Genomic DNA, 18599 nt, shown 5'->3' on the forward strand with positions numbered 1-18599 from the left:
TTATTATTGTGGGGCAATCGCCATTGGTTTACAAAAAAATGTTTGTTTCTTACGGATTATTTCATACACATCGCGAGCAGATTCTTGAGGAATATCCCAGCGATTTATTGTACCCTTGTTTCCACCAGAAATAATGTTTTTCCCATCAGGCGTTGCTACAATCGCGGTAATTTTTTCTTGTGAGTCTGTGCCATGACGGCTTTTGACGGGTAAAAATGTCTTTGTTTCAGTATCCATAATAGTTAATGTTCCTTCTTGGGCAAAAGCAATATATGGGCTTTTAGGTATCTGTATTATGGCATTAATGGGAAATCGACCGAAAGGCGTCTCAAAAGGTTGAAGAAGTGTTTCTGGACCCGTGGTTATTATGTTGATTTTTCCATGAAAGTCACCAAAAACAATTTTGTTATCGGGAGTTACTATAATTGAGGTAACGTTGGCTTCGGGCGTGCTATTAATTGTTTTTTCAGGAACTCCTGTTTCAATATCCCATATGTCAAGGCGACCGGTCCCACCCGCAATAATCTTTTTATCAGGCGTTACGGCAAGAGAATGAATACGTGTTTTGTTAACAAGGGGTTTTGTTGTAGTACCTGTTTTTATATCCCAAATATTTATGGTCATCCATTCATTTCTAGAAACAATCTTTGTCCCGTCAGGCATTATCATAATTGAGTGTATGTCGGCGGCTGCTCTGTCACATTTTTTAATAATTTTATTGCCCTGTTGATCCAAAATGCTTATGCGGTTGAGTAGGGCGGTAACGATTTTTGTGCCATCGGGAGTTATCGTAGCGCGTTCATCATTATTTAAGGTTGTGTCTTCATGCGTGGTAAGGTTAAAGATGTGAACTTCATCTTGATGTTCATCATTAGTTGTACCAAAAACAATGTTTTGACCATCGGGAGTAATATGTAGTGACCTAATTTGTGATGCCTGTTGTGAAATTTTGGTTGGAGCAGATGTCATGAGCGTGGGGTATGTGATGTATAAAGCTTCTATAATTGCCTTGTTAATCTCGGGAAAGGTTTTTGCTGGTAGAGCATTCAGAAGTGATTGAGCGTGATCAACTTTTGACTTTGTGGGCAAGACATTGGTAAGCGATGGAGTATATTTTTTTGATTTCTCGGAACTTGTGATAAAGTCTGCTATTTGTTGCCCCAAAAACTTTGTTAATGTTTTATTATTAAGAACTTCTGCCATATATGCAACTTGTTTAAGACTATGTACTGTTGGTTGTATTTTTGTTGTCGAATCTTTTGATGCATCCCAATATTTTTTGAGCAACAATACGTTGGCAGGTGAAAAAAGTGCCTTAGTCATTATATCATTTTTCTCAAATGACATGTATCGGGGATTGCTGCCCTCAATTAAATCGGCAGGTAAATCCATAATAATACTCCCGAGCGCTGATCTGGCGCTCGGGAGCAACGACGGTGTTTTTCTTGAGAAATATTCTGATTCTTTTATTTTTGGTCTAAGAGCAGCAATTACTTGAGATGGTGTATAGCCAGTAGGGGCGTAATTGTAACCTGCCCCAGTATGGATACAAAGGGGAAGCAAAAGCGCTGATATCAATTTTTTAAAAAATGGCTTTGACATGTTGTCCCCTTACTTTCATATATTTTACAAAGAGCTTTGGCCGCGTAAAAGAGCTGGCAGGTTCGGTTTGATTGGGGGAATGCGGGAATTATCGTAATAGCTCTTAATCATTTTATATATATCATAAGCTGAATTTTTATAATTTTGTAATACACTCACATCCCAGTTATATACTGGCCCATTTTCTCCAGCAGAAATAATCTGTGCGCTATTAGGGCTTGTTGCGATTGCAATAATATCTTCTTTTGGATAAATATCATTATGAGGGCTTCCTATGGGGAAAAATGTTTTTGTAATCGTATCCATAATAATTAATGCTGGTCCTCTATTAAAAACAATGTAGGGGCTGAGAGGTATTTGAATAATAGCATTCATAGACATGGTGCTCTTAAAAGTTGCAGGAAATGATTCTTGAATATTAACCGTTTCAGAAGAGTTTTGAGTGGTGTTTAAGATGGTAATATTTCCATTATGTGAACCAAAAATAATCTCATCATCAGCAGGTGCTATTAGTGAGGTAATTGTTTCACCAGGTTTGAGAATTGTTTTTATAAGGGTGGCTGTATTGATATCAAAAATATTAATAATTCCATCGCCACCAGCAATAAGCTTTTCACTATTGGGAGTTATGGCAATAGACAAATTGGGTGTTGCAATGGTTTTCATAGCACCCGTATTAATATCCCAAATATTTACGGTATTTCCTTCGTTTCTAGAAACAATCTTGCTACTATCAGAGGTTGTCAGCAGTGAGTTTATAGGGCCACTTGCTTGAGGATAAGGTATTTCGATTTTTGTTAATTGTTCTAAGCGAGGATCATCTAAATCACGAACGGTTAATGTTTTAACCAAAGCGGTAATGATTTTTTTTCCATCGGGAGTTATTGTAGTCTGCGTTGCGTTTTTAAGTTCTTTTGTAAAGCGATCTGCATGAACGTTAAATATTCTCGCTAAATTCTCAATGCTAGTAGGGTGGATTATAGAAGGGCTGTTGACACCAAGAATAATTTTTGTACCATCGGGAGTGATATGTAATGAAGTGACTTTGTTTAATTCTCCTATCATCTTTTTGGGCTCTATCAGAAGTAATGCATTGTTAAGAGCAGAGAGTATTTTTTCAGGGTCGTTGGCATATACAATTTCTACAACGGCGTTGTTAATATCAGTAAATTTTTCTACGGGTAAAGCCATAACAAGTTTTAATGCCTCAGTCGGCGATGTCTTAGGATTGATGATAAAGGCCGCTATATGTTGGCTGATAAAATCTATTAATTGTTTATTTTTAAGAAATGTTGCCATAGATGCAATTTTAATAAAATTGCTTGCTGATGGTTTTATTGTTATTATTTCCCCCTTTGGTGATTCCCATATTTTTCTGTTTTTATTTTTTTCTTTTGACAGTAATGCTTTCCAATATTTTTGCAGCAATAATATGTTGGCATGGGTAAATAACGGATTTTTTGATAAATCGATAGCTTCGTTTTTATCAAAAGGCAGTTTTAATGCTTCGCTGCTGTGAATTAAGTCGTCAGGTAACATTTCTAATGCTGATTTTTCTAATTCCGTTTTTTTCTGTGTTGGTTGGTGGAGTATTACGGAAGCTTCTTGTTCTTGCATCTTTTTGATAGTGGAGAACGTATCTTTCAGGGGATTAAATGCTTGATACGGCTTTACTTTATAATCGCAATGGATATACGTGGAAAGAGCTAGTGCTGATAGTATAAAGTTTTTAAAAAATGATTTTGACATGTTAAATCCTCTATTTTTCTCTGGAATCCCCTATGTTTAATCATAGTGTAATATATTTTTTATATATTTTTCAATATTTTTTTCAAATATATATTATATTGTGGTGCTTATATGGCATAAAGCGAATTGGTATAATTTTGTAATACACTAATATCCCAGCTATATACCGTCCCATGTTCTCCAGCAGAAATAATTTTTGTGCTATGAGGAGCCGTTGCTATTGCTACCATAGCTTCTTTTGGATAAATATCATTATGAGGGTTTCCTATGGGGAAAAAAGTTTTTGTAATGGTATCCATAATAATTAATGCTGGTCCTCTATTAAAAGCAATGTATGGGCTGAGAGGTATTTGAATGATGACATTTATAGGCATAGTATTATTAAAAGTTTCAGAAGCATTTTGAGTTGTGTTTAAGATGGTAATATTTCCATTATGTGAACCAAAAATAATCTCATCATCAGCAGTTGCTAGCAGTGAGGTGATTTTTTCACCAGGTTTGCGTATTGTTCCTACGAGGGCGGCTGTATTGATATCAAAAATATTAATAACTCCATCGCCACCAACAATAAGCTTTTCACTATTAGGAGTTATGGTACTAGACGAACTTGGTGCTTTATTATCAATTTGTTTAATCTCACCTGTTTCTATATCCCAGATATTTATGATGCTACCGTCCTGATTTCTAGAAATAATCTTTGTTCCGTCAGGGGTTGTTAGCAGTGATTGTATTCTACCGTATGCCTGAGGATAAGGTATTGTGTTTTGAGTATAGCTCTCATTTACATTGCGAACTGTTATCTTTTCAAACAAAGCAGTAATAATTTTTTTTCCATCGGGAGTTATTGTAGCGTATTTGGCATTTTCAAACGTTTTTATAAAATCATGTTGAGTAAGGTCAAATATTTTCGTTGTAGAAGAGCTAGCTAAACCAATAATAATTTTTTTTCCATCGGGGGTAATGTGTAATGAAGTGACTTTCGAGTCTTCTGTAATCAACGGTTTGGGTTGTATAAGAAGTAACGCGTTGCTGAGGGCCGAGGGTATTTTTTTACGGTCTTTGTCATATTCAATTTTTATTTTGTCTACAAAATTTGTTAATTCTGTATTATCTAAAACATCAGCCATCTTTTTAACGGTAACAAGGTCATCTACTGTCGATTGTATTAATGGCGGTATCCCCATCAAGGCGTTCCAATATTTTTTAATAATATTTACGAGCGTTTTTTCCATTTTTAATGCAGCCCAATATTTTTTTAGTAATAATAAATTATCATAAGTAAACAATTTATTTTTTGAAAAATCGATAACATTATTATTATAAGGGAGTTTTATTTTGTTGCTCTTATCAATTAATTCAGCAGGCAAAGATACTTGTTGAGCAAATTCTGGTCTTTTAATGTGGAGAGAGTAGGGTGTTGCGAGATAATTATTCTCTATTATTGACTCTTGTTTTTTTAATTTTTTTTGCAAAGCATACATATATTTTTTTATGTTATCCCAAAAGGATGGGGTGGCTTTCTCCATACCATAGATAAAAATAGAAAACGGTAGCGCAAAGAGTATAAAATTTTTAAAAAATGGCTTTGACATGTTATAAGTCCCCCGCTTTTACCTTTAACTTTAATTACATTGTAATATATTTTCTATATACTTTCAACAATTATTTTCAAGTATAAAATTTAATCAACGGGCGGCTTTTTAAAATATGTCAAAACTGTTGCGTATAAGTCGAGTGCAGCCATGGTTGAATACTTTGTTAAGACGCTGATATCCCGTTCTTCAATGATATTGCCTTCATCGCGTATAGCCTTAGAAACAATAAGACGCTTTCCGTCAGATGTTACCGCTAATGCATGGTAAGCATTCCAATAAATGTTACGAGCAAAAGTAAAAGATTTTTTTGAAAAAGGGTGCCAAATACTCAAAGTCTCCCCAGGTAATATCAAATGTGGGCCAGAAAAAACGCCTTCAACAAAAATATAATCAGCGTTGTATCGTGTAGTAGATTGAATGAGAGCTCCCTGCTCGTCAAAGGTATTGATCATGTTAGTCTTATCTGTCAACTCATGCTGAGTGGTAATAGTATTATTATGGCTAATAATAGCATCTGATTTTTCTTCTGAAATTATTTTATAAGTATTGTTACTCATGTCATGTATGACAATACCATCAGAACAGCTATAGAAAAAATTTGTGCCATCTGAGGTTGATATAATGTTATATATTTGAGAATGCTCGGGGTAGTGTTTTTTTACGATTTTTTGTGTTTCGATATCAGCAACACCAATACAGGCATTCAATGATCCGCAGTTTTGATGATCTGATAAAGCAAAAATAATTTTTTTGCCATTAGGCGTTGTCGTAATGGAGGTTATTATTGCATACTGCCCTTCAGTTGTATCTTGCGTTATTGTGTTAATAATATGTCCATCGATATCTCGTATGTGTATATTTGTTCCATTGGTAGTAATAATTTTTTGTCCATCGGGAGTTATTATTGCAATACCATCAGTTTCTTCCAAAGATGTGCTTTTTTTTGTTGTAGTATCGAATATAGTAATTTCTTTAGAAATAGGGTTAGAAAAAACCATTTTGTTATCATCCGGTGTTATACGTATATTACTAATGAAACCATAATCATGATCAGTTTTGATTTTGCAGATCTGCTTTGGCGATTGTTGTGACAATGCTTTTTGCAGCGATGGTGCCAATAAATCAAAATGCTTGTCGTATAAAGTTTCTGCTATTCGTTTATTAAAATAATAATAAATTTCTGGCGGAAAGGCCTGAATAAGTCGAATCCCTTGGTCGGGATTTTTTTTCAGTATTTCAGGCTTGCTGACAAAATCTGCTATGCGTTTCGCTACAAAATTCTCTAATTTTTTATTGCCTAAAAAATTCGCCAATAATCCAACGCGTTTAAGGCTTTTTGCGTCTAATTTTGTTGGAATCGTATTTGTTTTATAGGATTCCCAATAGTTGTTCATTAATAATAACTGAGAACGTGTACATAAAGTATTGTTTGAAAGATCAATATTGCGACTACTTTCCTCTTGATTCATGTAAAGGGCTAATGGTGATATGTTGCTTGCATCGATTAAATCAGCAGATAAAGCTACTTTAGATAAAGCTAAGTTAGATAACGCTAATTTTTCTGCGTATTTTTTGCCTATGCCTATATTGGATATTTTTTGATTGGGTTTATAAAATAGTACCGATTCCTGGCTTTTTTGTAGGCTTTGTACAATAGACAATATATCTGAAAATTTTTTTTGGTAGGGTGTTACAAAATAATCTTGAGGCTGCGCCCCTTTTTCTACTTCCATTCCATGAATGAAAGCAGGAAAAAATAGTGCTAATAGTGTCAGGTTTTTAAAAAATTGCTGTGGCATAGTATAGATCTGTGAGTTAGTTTGTATTTTGTTAACTTTGTTATAGTATGACGTATTATTGGTGTTTTTTCAAAATATATATTTTTTTAATTATTATTGATTTTATTTTCTATTTTGAATTATAATTTTACATGATAGTATATATTTGAAAGGGTTATCATGCTTAAAAAAAGTTTTTTAATTGCTGTTGTGTTTAACATGTTTGCGCTTGTTGCGCAGGACGATGGTGCCATCGGGCCTATTCGTATGACCTCTGCCAGAATGGGTAAAGGGCCGGTTTTGGTGTCTCTTTTTAGGGCGGCTCAAGAAGGTAATGTTGATCTGATAAAAATGGCCTTGGCGCGTGGAGAAAACGTTAATGCAGTGGATGGTCAGGGCAATACGGCATTATATTATGCCATAGTGAAGAATTCTTTGCCCGCAGTCAAAGCTCTGATGGAAGCAGGCGCTCGCATTAATAAACCGTCATTCGGTTCTTTTAATGCATCACCCGTACATATTGCTGTACGAATGCACGGACTTGATAGTGAACTCGTACAGTATCTCATGAGTAAAGGTGCCAGTTTATATATTTAGCAGTGTATTTTTTTGCTATAACATGCAGAAACAAATCCCCAGAAGTTTGCCCAATCATATGCGGGAAGGTGGTCTTTGTTACCTATTGCTTCTTGAGCATTCTGGCTAATGGAGAATGATGTATATGCTTGGGCGGCTAATAATAAGAGTGCAAGGGGTGACTCGGCAAGATGGCGATTGTTTTCGAGTACAACATGAGTGAAGGTTTGGCCGCAATAATGAATGGCATAAGCGACAACGTATTGTTTGATAAAACTTTTCCAAGCCGTTATTTTTTTGCGATCCTGTTCAGTTGCATGTGTTTGCATAGAGGGTATATGTATTGTAAAGGTAAAGTCTCGACATGCTGTTTGATTGATAATCAAGAAAAGCCCGATAATCATAAATTTTTTAATAATTTTTTTCATGTTTTCCTTTATAATAATATAATTGCGCATGTATTGCATTTACAGTATCATACCATACACACATCCATTTTATGAGGAATTTTATGAAATCAGACTCTCCGAAATTTTATGTCACCACCCCAATATACTATCCCAATGCTCGTCCGCATGTTGGATCCTTATACTCAACCGTTCTTGCCGATGTTGCAGCACGATGGCATGCATTGTTGGGTGATAAGGTCTTTTTATTAACAGGCACAGATGAACACGGTCAAAAAATTGCACAGGCAGCTTTGGCCGCGGGCAAAGAACCGCAGCAGTTTGTTAATGAAATTGCCGAAAATTTTAAGGATGTGTGGAGAGCTTATTATATTAATTATAATTATTTTATAAGAACTACAGATGAGCATCATAAGCATGCTGTTCAGGAGTGGTTAAAAAAACTTATTGCCCAGGGTGATATTTATAAATCTTTTTATTCTGGCTGGTATTGTACATCGTGTGAAACGTTTGTCACCGAAAAAGATGCTGCTGGTATTGAAAATCCTGCATGTGCTTCTTGTGGTCGTCAAACGCAATTTATTTCTGAAGAAAGTTATTTTTTTAAGTTATCTGCGTATCAAGATAAACTTTTACAGTTTTATCAGGATCATCCTGAATTTATTGTCCCACAGGAACGAGCTCATGAGGTAATTAACTTTGTTAAGTCCGGTTTAAATGATTTAAGTATTTCCCGAACAACGGTTTCTTGGGGGATCCCATTTCCTGGAGATGAGCATCATGTGACATATGTATGGGCTGATGCGCTTAATAATTATATTACCGGTGTTGGTTATGGCGATAAGCATAGAACAGAAGAATTTAATTTTTGGTGGCCTGCCGATTTGCATGTGATGGGGAAAGATATTATCCGTTTCCATGCAATATACTGGCCGGCGTTTTTAATGGCATCGGGTCTTCAATTGCCAAAACAGTTACTGGTGCATGGTTGGATAAAAATTGGTGATCAAAAAATGTCAAAATCATTAGGTAATGTTATTGATCCTATGGATTTATATCATACCTATGGTGCTGATGCTGTTCGGTATTATCTTGTGCGGCATCTTGCTATTAATCAAGATTCTCCGATGTCTATCCCTGATCTTGAGCAGCGTATTAATGCTGATCTTGCACATGATTTGGGTAATTTACTTAACCGCATGCTTATACTTGCAAAAAAATATGACATAACCACTTTGTCTGCGCCAGAATATTGGGAGCCGGCAGAAGTAACATTGCGCGATGAACAGTGGAGCATGATTGTTGATGTTACGGAAGAGATGGAAGAATATTATTTTCATAGGGCATATGCACGTGTATGGAAATTTATTCACCAGGTGAATGCCTATTTTCATGGACAGGCGCCGTGGAAGGTTGCTGTGCAGGATAAAGAAGCGCTTAAACGAATTTTATCAGCAACAGCCCATAGTTTATATGCAACGGCTATTCTGATTGAACCAGTTATGCCAGTTGCTATGAAAAATCTTATAGCTGCACTTGGTGGTCCTGCAGCAAGTTCGTTAGATGAGCTCTCTCAAGAGCCGTGGCATAGAACATTTACCTTGCAGCAGTGCGAACCGCTTTTTAAGCAATATGAACAAAAAGAAAAAGAAGAAGAAGTACCGACTGTTATTGATAATAGTATTGGTATAGAAGATTTTGCTAAGGTTGAGTTACTTGTTGGAATAATTGAACACGTTGAAGAGATACCAGGGTCAGAAAAGTTGTATAAATTATTAGTTAATTTTGGTGATCGTGGCGTGCGACAAATTTGTTCTGGCGTGCGGGCGCATTTTAAGCCAGAAGATCTTCGTAATAAACAAGGAGTCTTTTGGGTTAATGCTAAGCCGAGGAAAATGATGGGAGTTGAGTCTCAAGGAATGATGCTGTTCGCTGAAAATGCCCAGGGTAAACTTGAAATGTTGACTGTTGGAGCACCGGTAACGCAGGGTAGTAAAGTTCGATAAGGAGTTCTGAATGCCGCTTGGCAGAATAATGAACTATTATTATTGGTCCGGCTTTGCAAGATTTTGTCAGCTGGCTACGTATGTACTTAATATTATTCCTCAAGATTATATCATGATGCTCGATGGCATCGATGAATTCATGTATTACAGTAATCTTTTAACTGACGATAAAGACGACGATCCCCCCTGGCAAGGGGGGATGCAATTAACGTTATATCTGTACAACTTTTTTTATGCTATACAGCAAAATTCAATGCTGATAGCTTTTTTTTTCAGTTACATTCTTAGTGATATCTTTGCCAGCTCTTTGTCGTGGGTGATTATAGATTTTTTGACGGGCATTACTATGATCTATTGGTTATGGATATTGTATTTTTTTAAAATCCTGCAAGACAGGCGAAATTTGTGTTGGCAAAATAGCTTATGGTGGTTATATGATCAACTCTTTTTCTTTGCGAGTCTTTGGGGGGTTAATAAAAACTGTATAAAGAACCGTTATATTGCAAACTACGCACTTTTTTTTTCTGTGTGTTGGTTATTTGATATGTTGTTAGGGGGTAATTTACTTCTTCAGAATGCCTACAATAATCTTATGTATTATCACAGTATTACTACCGGATTTTTTTATCAGATACTTTTTATGTACCGCGAATGCGGCCTGCCTGTCAGCGATGATACGTACACTCAGTGCCGATCAATTATATATTTTCTCGATTGGTTCGGCCCGTATAGTATTGCACTATTGACCGTGTATAAAAATAATGCGCAAAAAACAAGCTGGGACGCACATCACGCCCCAGCTTGTAAATCTTTAGTACCGCAATTAATCAAGATCAGCAATTAACTTGGTCATATTAAATTGATAATAATCGGGCCGTTCCATTATTTTGTTTGATGTTCCTGACCGTATGTCTTCATAATCTTTTTTGATATTTTCGCTCAATACGAATTCAGGTGTATGTATTAATGGATCAGTATCAATTTCTTGCATGTCATTAAAACGGGTAAATTTTTCGACGATATATTTTCCTGTTTTATTAATTTTATTTCCTGGCGTATTAACAGTAATAAAAATAGGATCTTTTTGTTTGTACACATCTTTATCCAAAATATCCAGGTTAAATATACTGTTTGCTGAATAGCTCCATGGGTACTCATTTTGTACTTTGGAGATAATTTCTGGGAACCATTCACTAATCTTAGAAATAGTCCAGTGATAAGGTCGTTTTTGATTATTTCTTGCTTTCATGCCAACAATGATTCTATTATCTTGAGGGCTTAATCCCCCCTTTTTCATATTACTGTGTATCAGCGGAGCTTGGCTAACGCATACAGCAGTATGTAGAGCTGAAGCATTTCTTGTTGCTTTAAGCAAGCCCTTACCCGTCTCGGTTAACTGAGATACTATTTTATTCGGGGCAAATGCTGTTGCTGCTGCAATTATAAGATTTGCTCCTATTTAATTGTTATGCAGAATGGTGTGTTTTTATTCTTTCTGATATTTTTGATCGCTTCCCGTGCATTTTCTGCATTTTTTCTAAAATGGGTATTGCGGGCCAGGTCAGTAACCAGGTGGTTGCTAGGAGACATGTTATCCCAATCACTCCATTTTCTACAGAAGGGCTTGTTGGTTTGGTTATGCTAACTCTGACCAATAGAGCGCCCATAAGACCCAAGCTTCCCCATTTTGCATAGACGTCAATAAAGTTCATTTGGTTTTCCCCGGTTGCTCCGAGTGTATCGAAGTACCACCATGGTTTTGTATTTTTAAATTTTGTTTTTAATCGATCAGATGTTATTTTTTTTGCCGCAGGCTCGCCTAAAAATGTATTAAGCCCTTTCATGTCGGCAGTTTTAAATATACCATTTAGTCTATTGCCATTTAATGGATCAATAATGTCCATAGCGAGAGTGTAATTACATAGACCAAAAAAAATGATTAAGCTGACATAGTTTTGTTTTTTGTAAAATTCACGATGGGTTACTTTTGGTTTTAAAGTCTGTTATAATTTCTCGCATTTTCTTTCGGTGGTTTGATATTGTTTTGGTCTCGCTTAAGAATTCGGATATATAAGCTATTATTGGGGTAGTACGTAGTAATGTTTCGCAAGCTTTTTTATTGCAAGGGGTGTAATCAGGATAAAATTGTGTTGTTATCCATCCGAAGAATCCCAACGCCATTCCTACAAAAATAGTATTATAGATTCTTGCAAGATTTTTTTGTTGAAATACAAAATGTTCGGAATACCACCATTGCTTTGGCTTTGTTGCTTCAAATTTTTTCTCAAGTTTATCAAAAAAATCATAATTTTGATCATCGTAATAATAACCTAAAAAAGTTCTTAATCTATCGCTGTCTGAATTTTCAAATATATTTTTTAAATCAAGTGGATAAATATCATCATCGTCAATTTCAATACGTCTTGTTTGTATTTTCCGTTTCTCTGCTTGTGCAAGCAAGTCCTTTTTAAATACTTCTTCGTCTCTACCTCTCATTTGGGACAGTATATAGGACCGTGTTTTCTTCAGTTCTTCTTCAACTTGAATTGGTATTACTCTGGATTTATGCGGATTTCTGCTTTTAACTAATTCAATATCATTCGGTTGTTCCATGCTGAAGGTTGTTTGAAGATGAAGTAGGAGAAGAATGCTGTAGTAGAGGGCTGATGTTTTTTTCATGATTTTCTCGATAAAAATGTTGTAATAGAAAAAATCATAAAATTACATTAAATTTTATGATTTTAAGTTTATATAAAATTATTATAATAACTTAGAACTGCTAATCCAGCCTACTATCTTTTTTCCAAAAATCAAGAACCGTAACCCAATAATGCGATTAATTTGCAGTTTGGCGCGGCAAAAAAATTATCGAAGTTCAGCTCGTTCAACGCCGTTATTCTGCATGCATAAAATATTGCACACTGCATAAGCTTGATCAATGTTGTTGACGTTTTTTTGAACTCTCTTTGCACCGCTATTACAAGAACAATTTGCGCTAGGAGCTTGTATCGAAGAGATAAACATGCAGCCTATGAGTGCAAATATGAGTAAAAATATATTTTTTTGCATGTTATTCACCTTTAAAATTTATAAAACTACCTCATCTCAGAGCGGCTGACGCCAGCATCTCGGACACACAAAATATTACAGATTGCAGCAGCTTCATCGGTGCCATAGACATTTTTTTGTTCAAATTCTTTGCCATCACCGCAAGCACAATGGGCATCTGTAGCCTGGATAGTTGCGGGGATGTAATTTATAAACGCGAATATGATTAACAATATCTTCCGTTTCATGTTACTGCCCTATTTATATTAGTTATCTATTATTATTGATAATAGCATAATTTGTTATGAATTTTCAATAATAATTGTAATTTGTAATATTTTTATCGTATTTCAGGGTGGCTACTCATGCCCTCATGGCCTATGCATAAGATCTTGCAACGCCTAAACGCTTCATCTGATCCTGATCCTACAGAGAGCGAGACGGGGTCTTGGGTTGGTTGAGCGTTGTCATTGCAATAGCAATGAAGTGTTCCTGCGCGTACGGGGGCAATCGCTAGTATACAAATAAATAAAAGTATCTTATTCTTCACAAATTCCCCTGTAATTTACATGAGTTTAAGTTTCTGCTTTCGCTATGGTTCGATACGATTTCTGCGAAAATCACTCACCATGAGCGGGTCTCGCTCACCCTGAGTGTCCGGCGTAGTCCATAGGACGAAGTCGGATGTATCGAGAGATCGCTACGCGTTATGTCTCTTATAGTCATAATAATAGCATACATGCGCGCTTTTTTTCAATAATTATTTCTATTATTAAAAAATCACTCTGTTTCGTCGGTAGAATCTAGCTTTTCGCTATAGCCACATTGCTTATTGGGGCATAATAACGTTGTTTCACCGGATTTATCGACTTTTTTAAGTAAATATGGGTTTTTGCATTCTGGGCATGGCTTATCTTCGATATCACCTGATATTGAAAATTTACAGGTTGGGTAGGTGCTGCAGCCCCAGAAAACTTTACCTTTCCATGTTTTTTTGACAACTTCGCCGACCTTGCATTCTGGACATTTAAATGAAGCTTTTTCTTGATATATATACTTGCATTCCGGGTATCCTGAGCAGGCAATGAAGGGGCCAAATCTACCAATTACTTGTCGTAAAGGTTTTCCGCACACAGGGCATTGTTTGTCCAATATTTTTGGCTGGGTTGCTGCGACCAGTTGTATTGTTCCATCTTCAAGACGTTCAAAATTGCTGGTAAACGTGCATTCTGGAAATCGCAAACATCCCAAAAATGCACCAGCTTTACCAAAGCGTATAGCAAGTTTTGCTTGTTTGCATTCTGGGCAGTCAAGTTCGGTAGGTTCCGCAGCGCGCTTAGCTTTATCGCCCCTAAATACATTGAGGTCTTTTTCAAAGTTTTCATAAAAGGTAGTAAGAAGGAGATCGCGATTTAATGACCCCTGAGCTATTTTATCGAGATCTTCTTCCATGATAGCCGTAAATTGCGTACTCATAATCTTAGGAAGATGTTCTACGAGCATATTTGTTACGGCCATGCCAAGTTCTGTTGGAACAAAGCGCTTTTTTTGATCAAGCGTTGTGTATGCACGAGCTTGTATGGTCTTTAAAATAGTTGCATAGGTGCTTGGCCTGCCTATGCCTTCTTTTTTTATTTCTCCGACTAATGATGCTTCGGTGTATCGTGGAGGAGCTTGTGTAAAATGTTGTTTAGGTGAAGTTTTTTCAAGATCAATAACGCTTTGAGCTGCAAGATGTGCTGGTAAATTAACTTTTGATTCTTTTTCTTCCTCATCTGCTTCTTGATAAACTTTGAGAAAACCATCAAAAATAAGGCTTGACCCTGTTACCTTAAAGGTAAATATTCCACCTTGTATGGTTACTTGCCGTTGGGCGTATACTGCTGGCTTTATTTGGCATGCTACAAATCTTTTCCAAATTAACTCATAGAGTCTGGCCATGTCTTTTTCTAAATAACGACCTATTGAATCAGGCGTTACGTACGTATTAATTGGCCGAATTGCCTCGTGGGCATCTTGACCTTTTTCTTTTGAATAGACCACTGATTTGGATGGTAAATATTCTTTACCGTAGCTTTCAACGATATACTCACGGGCCTGTTTAATCGCCACATCAGAAATGCGTAAAGAATCCGTACGCATATAGGTGATTAATGCGACAGGAGTTGAAGGGTCTTCTAATGGAACACCTTCATATAATTTTTGTGCTAATTGCATGGTTTTTTGAACGGAAAATCCAAGTTGATTGTAAGCGGCCTGTTGCAGGCTACTTGTCATAAACGGAGCTGGAGCATTTTTTATTCGCTCCGTATCTTTTATAGATTCTATCGTAAAAGATTTTATTGCAGCTAATTTTTCTAGAATTTTATCAACAGCATCTTTGTTGGGAAGTTCTACTTTTTTCTTGTTAGCATGAGTGAGCGCTGCTGAAAAGAGCGCATCTTCAAACTTAAATACGCCTTCGATGCTCCAGTATTCTTCAGGCTTAAAGACGCGAATCTGTTCTTCTCTGTCGCAAATAAGACGAAGCGCTACTGACTGAACGCGTCCAGCTGAAAGGCCAGTTGTAATTTTTTGCCACAAAATAGGTGAAACTTCATAACCCACCCAACGATCAAGCACACGGCGTGCCTGTTGTGCATTAACCTTATTTATATCTATATCAAAGGGATGCTTAATGGCTTCTTGTATAGCCGGTTGTGTTATTTCGTTAAAAGTTATTCTATGCATTTTAGTCGACTTTTTTATAACTTTTTCTATCTCATTGGCTATGTGCCAGGCTATTATCTCGCCTTCTCTGTCAGGATCGGATGCCAAGAAGATTTCATCCGCTGATTGGGCTTCTTTGCAAATATCGGCTATAACTTTTTCTTTTTTGTCTAAAACAACATAGTCGATGACGACGTGGTGATCTTTTGGATCAAAATGAATCCCAAGTTCTTTTTGCGGCAAATCCTTAATGTGTCCCACGGTGGACATAATTTTAAAATCTTTACCTAAGAATTTTGCAATTGTTTTTATTTTAGCCGGAGATTCTACTATTAATAGTTTTTTCATGGTCATTCTTTTTGTTTTGTTATACAAGCCAGTCATTTTTAATGATATAAAAAAGCCGGCCCTTATCTATAGAGTAAAAAAGTTATTGACAAAAAGTCAAATAGTTTTCATAAAATATCTGTTTTTTGAAGTAAACAACTTTTGATTATATCATAAGTTTTGTTGTAATGTGGCAAAAAAGTTATTAAGGGATTCTTCTGATAGGCAATTATTACTATTGTCGTCCTCAAATTCTTGAGCATATCCTAATGATAATAGCTGATCTTTGAGTGCCATGACATGATCGCTTCCAACATAGAGAAGTATAGGTTTATGTGCATTTTTATTTTCAATAATTTTTGTCATAAAACCATAGTCAGCTAAATCGTTAGCCCAGATACTCCCGATATTGTTTTCTTTGTTAATGTATGATAAAACAGGTGAATAATCGTTATTCTGTGACCAAGCTTTTAATGATTCTTGTATCCAGGATTGCGTGGTTGCAAGAGTTTGTAATTGTAGTTGGTCTTGATGCACCGTTTCAAACTTTTGTTTATAAGATTTCCATAATGCTTTTTCATTTTTATCAGAGGTGCTTTGTATGCGTTGTTCAACGTCTTGTACATGATTGCGTGCGGTTGCAACAACACTATCTACAGAAATATCATAATCCATTTTTTTTACCATCGATTGTAATTTTTTGTTGAAATGCAGTTGTAATTCTTGCGGCTTATTATTTTCTTGAACAATTTTTTGCAATCGTGCATCAAGTAATAGCCTATTAAGTGCTTTTTCATCGGTATCAGCATCAAGTGCGAGAATTTTTTTCTGATATTTTTTCACATTACACAAGTTTTTTCTTTGCTTAAAGAGCAGCGAGACTATATTTTTTTTATGAGTATAATCTCTGAGACTTGTTAGCCTGCTGATGTGATTAGCTACTATTTCTTTCTTGAATTTTATTTTTTTTAAAGCATATCTTTGTGTTTCCTTAAAGGCTTGAGGCGCAAGAAAGACAATGGTATCAACTAATTTTCCTGCAACGCCTTCTCGCAAATCATGTATTTCTACGGGAGGATAATAAAAGGTTTTTCCGAAATATGTTGCAATGTATCTAAAATGTCGATCATTGCAGGGCAATGATAAAAAAGAGAGCTTTTTAAATAATGAAAGTTCATCGAAAGAATGTTTTTTTCTGCTCTCTAGCTCTTCTTGTGTAGCTTCAACAACGATTGTTGGTTTTTTGTCGTGTGCGAGGATGGTTGCAAAATGAGCTTGTGCTCGCATGCTAAATAAAGACTCATGCCGAGAAGTGTGGATGTCGCCGAGTAGACTTACCGTATGGCCTGTTTGTGGGTTGCGTAAAATATAAGCAGCCTCAGCCCATGGATGTATTATATTGCAATATAATAGCATAAAAATGATAGCAAGCGTTTTATTTTTCATATGTTTTTATGTAATGCTGTGAAAAAAGTATCTATTTGAGTTTGTGAAAGAGGCATGCAGTTTGATGTTTGCTCAAGTTCTATTTTATATCCAAGTTTTATGAGATGTTGTTTTATGATCTGCGCGTGATGAAAACCGATGTATAACAATGTTGATTTGTTGCTGCGTTGATTTTCAAGTATTTTTAACATAAATCCATACTCTGCCAGATCATTTGACCAGACGCTTGATAGCGTATCTTGTCTATGATCAGAAGACAATGCTGGTCTATAATCCCCGCGCTTGTAACTTAGGCGTAAGTTTTCTTGTAACCATGAATGATGCAATGCGCCGGATTGTATATGCAATTGATCTTGATATATTTTTTCAAATTTATTTCTGTAATAACTCAATAACCCTTTTTCTGCATGCGTAAGCGCTGCATTTTCATGACGTTGTGCATCTTCTATGTGTGTTTGTATGCACTGTATAACTTGATCAACCGTTACGTCATTTTTGTTTTCATGAGCTATTCTTTGTAATTTTTTATGAAAATTAAGTGCTATTTCATAGGGGTCAATAGTATGACGCATATAGAACTGCCGAAGTTGTGTGTCGAATAACAGTGTGTTAAGGGCAATTGACGTATCGTCATCGTTTATTTGAGCAATTTTTGTTCTAAACGTTTTTAAATCGCATAACATATTTCGCATGCGAATGCGGGAACGAAGTGTATTAAATTTATATTTTCTTAGTTTGCCGAGATTTTTTGTGATGACGCCGATACTCAGATTAATTTTTCTTAATATGTCGCACTTAGTTTCATTAAAAGCATATTCTGTATCAAACATTACTGAGTTAACGATTTTGCCAACAATATCTTTTCTTGCATCATTAATTTCTACTAATGGTTCTTGACTAATAATATTGAAATAAGATTGTGCTATTTGACAGGCAGGTTCTGCAGGTGATAATGAAAGAAGATATAATTTTTCTAACATCGTAAGTTCTGCAAAATCGCCGCGTTTGGCGCGCGATACATCTGGTGGAGTGCCTTCTGCAACTATGTTAAGACGTGGATATTGCAAGAGTGCAGATGTAAAATGATCCCGCGATGCTGTAATAAAAAATGCTTCTTCTCGTTCTGATGCATTTTCTCCATGACGATCAGGTAAAACATCGACCGCATTACCCATAGAATCCGTACAAATATACGCTTCACCCTCACCCCATCCATGTATGCTATGTATAGATAATAGTTGAATAAAATATATACAGCATAATACTAATTTGAGTTGTTGTTTCATACCCTGAGTCCACAATGTATTTTTTAAAATATATTTTGATTTTATATAATTATAGCTTGAAAATTACAAT

At 35.8% G+C, this 18599-nt stretch carries 17 protein-coding genes; 3 read left to right on the forward strand and 14 right to left on the reverse strand.

Annotated elements, in window-relative coordinates:
• Window positions 1–3: 3 nt before the first annotated feature.
• From WC707_01165 to WC707_01180, 4 genes are all read right to left on the reverse strand, one after another.
• Window positions 4–1602, reverse strand: coding sequence for a hypothetical protein (locus WC707_01165; protein MFA6065772.1), 1599 nt, complete (start codon window positions 1600–1602; stop codon window positions 4–6).
• 24 nt (window positions 1603–1626) lie between these two features.
• Window positions 1627–3351 carry a hypothetical protein gene (locus WC707_01170; protein ID MFA6065773.1) on the reverse strand — a complete coding sequence of 575 codons (1725 nt, stop codon included), beginning with the start codon at window positions 3349–3351 and terminating at the stop codon, window positions 1627–1629.
• Window positions 3352–3458: 107 nt separating this feature from the next.
• Entirely contained in the window at window positions 3459–4943 is a 1485-nt protein-coding gene (locus WC707_01175) for a hypothetical protein (GenBank protein MFA6065774.1), read from the reverse strand.
• Window positions 4944–5032: 89 nt separating this feature from the next.
• Window positions 5033–6745 carry a hypothetical protein gene (locus tag WC707_01180; GenBank protein ID MFA6065775.1) on the reverse strand — a complete coding sequence of 571 codons (1713 nt, stop codon included), beginning with the start codon at window positions 6743–6745 and terminating at the stop codon, window positions 5033–5035.
• Between the two features lie 159 nt (window positions 6746–6904).
• Here WC707_01180 and WC707_01185 point away from each other — a divergent pair, with 159 nt between their 5' ends.
• Window positions 6905–7321 carry an ankyrin repeat domain-containing protein gene (locus tag WC707_01185; protein ID MFA6065776.1) on the forward strand — a complete coding sequence of 139 codons (417 nt, stop codon included), beginning with the start codon at window positions 6905–6907 and terminating at the stop codon, window positions 7319–7321.
• On the opposite strand, the gene WC707_01190 is transcribed toward WC707_01185, so the two are convergent.
• Window positions 7318–7728, reverse strand: a complete 411-nt coding sequence (locus tag WC707_01190; protein MFA6065777.1) for a hypothetical protein — start codon at window positions 7726–7728, stop codon at window positions 7318–7320. The genes WC707_01185 and WC707_01190 overlap by 4 nt on opposite strands.
• Window positions 7729–7811: 83 nt before the next feature.
• Between WC707_01190 and metG the strand changes: the two genes are divergently transcribed.
• A complete protein-coding gene (metG, locus tag WC707_01195; protein MFA6065778.1) occupies window positions 7812–9713 on the forward strand; it encodes a methionine--tRNA ligase in 1902 nt (633 codons plus the stop codon).
• Between the two features lie 10 nt (window positions 9714–9723).
• On the forward strand, window positions 9724–10557 hold the full coding sequence (locus WC707_01200) for a hypothetical protein (protein ID MFA6065779.1): 834 nt from the start codon (window positions 9724–9726) through the stop codon (window positions 10555–10557).
• On the opposite strand, the gene WC707_01205 is transcribed toward WC707_01200, so the two are convergent.
• The 9 genes from WC707_01205 to WC707_01245 form a co-directional block, all read right to left on the reverse strand.
• Complete coding sequence (locus WC707_01205) at window positions 10537–11088, reverse strand: hypothetical protein (GenBank protein MFA6065780.1); 552 nt, start codon at window positions 11086–11088, stop codon at window positions 10537–10539. The two genes, WC707_01200 and WC707_01205, sit on opposite strands and share 21 nt — an antisense overlap.
• A gap of 91 nt (window positions 11089–11179) precedes the next feature.
• Window positions 11180–11617, reverse strand: coding sequence for a hypothetical protein (locus WC707_01210; GenBank protein MFA6065781.1), 438 nt, complete (start codon window positions 11615–11617; stop codon window positions 11180–11182).
• Window positions 11618–11684: 67 nt separating this feature from the next.
• Complete coding sequence (locus WC707_01215) at window positions 11685–12392, reverse strand: hypothetical protein (protein ID MFA6065782.1); 708 nt, start codon at window positions 12390–12392, stop codon at window positions 11685–11687.
• Window positions 12393–12578: 186 nt separating this feature from the next.
• The gene (locus tag WC707_01220; protein MFA6065783.1) at window positions 12579–12782 is read right to left on the reverse strand and encodes a hypothetical protein; all 204 of its coding nucleotides are present in this window, start codon (window positions 12780–12782) and stop codon (window positions 12579–12581) included.
• Window positions 12783–12808: 26 nt separating this feature from the next.
• Window positions 12809–13009, reverse strand: a complete 201-nt coding sequence (locus tag WC707_01225; protein MFA6065784.1) for a hypothetical protein — start codon at window positions 13007–13009, stop codon at window positions 12809–12811.
• A 92-nt stretch (window positions 13010–13101) separates the two neighbouring features.
• Window positions 13102–13311, reverse strand: a complete 210-nt coding sequence (locus WC707_01230) for a hypothetical protein (GenBank protein ID MFA6065785.1) — start codon at window positions 13309–13311, stop codon at window positions 13102–13104.
• A gap of 230 nt (window positions 13312–13541) precedes the next feature.
• Window positions 13542–15818: a type I DNA topoisomerase gene (gene topA / locus WC707_01235; GenBank protein ID MFA6065786.1), complete on the reverse strand. Its 2277-nt coding sequence runs from the start codon at window positions 15816–15818 to the stop codon at window positions 13542–13544.
• A 150-nt stretch (window positions 15819–15968) separates the two neighbouring features.
• Window positions 15969–17243, reverse strand: a complete 1275-nt coding sequence (locus tag WC707_01240) for a hypothetical protein (protein ID MFA6065787.1) — start codon at window positions 17241–17243, stop codon at window positions 15969–15971.
• Window positions 17240–18529: a hypothetical protein gene (locus WC707_01245; GenBank protein ID MFA6065788.1), complete on the reverse strand. Its 1290-nt coding sequence runs from the start codon at window positions 18527–18529 to the stop codon at window positions 17240–17242. The genes WC707_01240 and WC707_01245 overlap by 4 nt, the downstream gene beginning before the upstream one ends.
• Window positions 18530–18599 lie beyond the last annotated feature (70 nt).

It is taken from the genome of Candidatus Babeliaceae bacterium, assembly GCA_041660765.1.
In the GTDB taxonomy this organism is placed as follows: Bacteria; Babelota; Babeliae; order Babelales; family Babelaceae; genus JBAZVR01.

Excerpts from the sequence above, each read along its gene's own strand:
- WC707_01165 (MFA6065772.1), bottom strand. The coding sequence starts at position 1,602 with ATGTCAAAGCCATTTTTTAAAAAATTGATATCAGCGCTTTTGCTTCCC.
- WC707_01170 (MFA6065773.1), bottom strand. The coding sequence starts at position 3,351 with ATGTCAAAATCATTTTTTAAAAACTTTATACTATCAGCACTAGCTCTT.
- WC707_01175 (MFA6065774.1), bottom strand. The coding sequence starts at position 4,943 with ATGTCAAAGCCATTTTTTAAAAATTTTATACTCTTTGCGCTACCGTTT.
- WC707_01180 (MFA6065775.1), bottom strand. The coding sequence starts at position 6,745 with ATGCCACAGCAATTTTTTAAAAACCTGACACTATTAGCACTATTTTTT.
- WC707_01185 (MFA6065776.1), top strand. The coding sequence starts at position 6,905 with ATGCTTAAAAAAAGTTTTTTAATTGCTGTTGTGTTTAACATGTTTGCG.
- WC707_01190 (MFA6065777.1), bottom strand. The coding sequence starts at position 7,728 with ATGAAAAAAATTATTAAAAAATTTATGATTATCGGGCTTTTCTTGATT.
- metG (MFA6065778.1), top strand. The coding sequence starts at position 7,812 with ATGAAATCAGACTCTCCGAAATTTTATGTCACCACCCCAATATACTAT.
- WC707_01200 (MFA6065779.1), top strand. The coding sequence starts at position 9,724 with ATGCCGCTTGGCAGAATAATGAACTATTATTATTGGTCCGGCTTTGCA.
- WC707_01210 (MFA6065781.1), bottom strand. The coding sequence starts at position 11,617 with ATGGACATTATTGATCCATTAAATGGCAATAGACTAAATGGTATATTT.
- WC707_01215 (MFA6065782.1), bottom strand. The coding sequence starts at position 12,392 with ATGAAAAAAACATCAGCCCTCTACTACAGCATTCTTCTCCTACTTCAT.
- WC707_01220 (MFA6065783.1), bottom strand. The coding sequence starts at position 12,782 with ATGCAAAAAAATATATTTTTACTCATATTTGCACTCATAGGCTGCATG.
- WC707_01225 (MFA6065784.1), bottom strand. The coding sequence starts at position 13,009 with ATGAAACGGAAGATATTGTTAATCATATTCGCGTTTATAAATTACATC.
- topA (MFA6065786.1), bottom strand. The coding sequence starts at position 15,818 with ATGAAAAAACTATTAATAGTAGAATCTCCGGCTAAAATAAAAACAATT.
- WC707_01240 (MFA6065787.1), bottom strand. The coding sequence starts at position 17,243 with ATGAAAAATAAAACGCTTGCTATCATTTTTATGCTATTATATTGCAAT.
- WC707_01245 (MFA6065788.1), bottom strand. The coding sequence starts at position 18,529 with ATGAAACAACAACTCAAATTAGTATTATGCTGTATATATTTTATTCAA.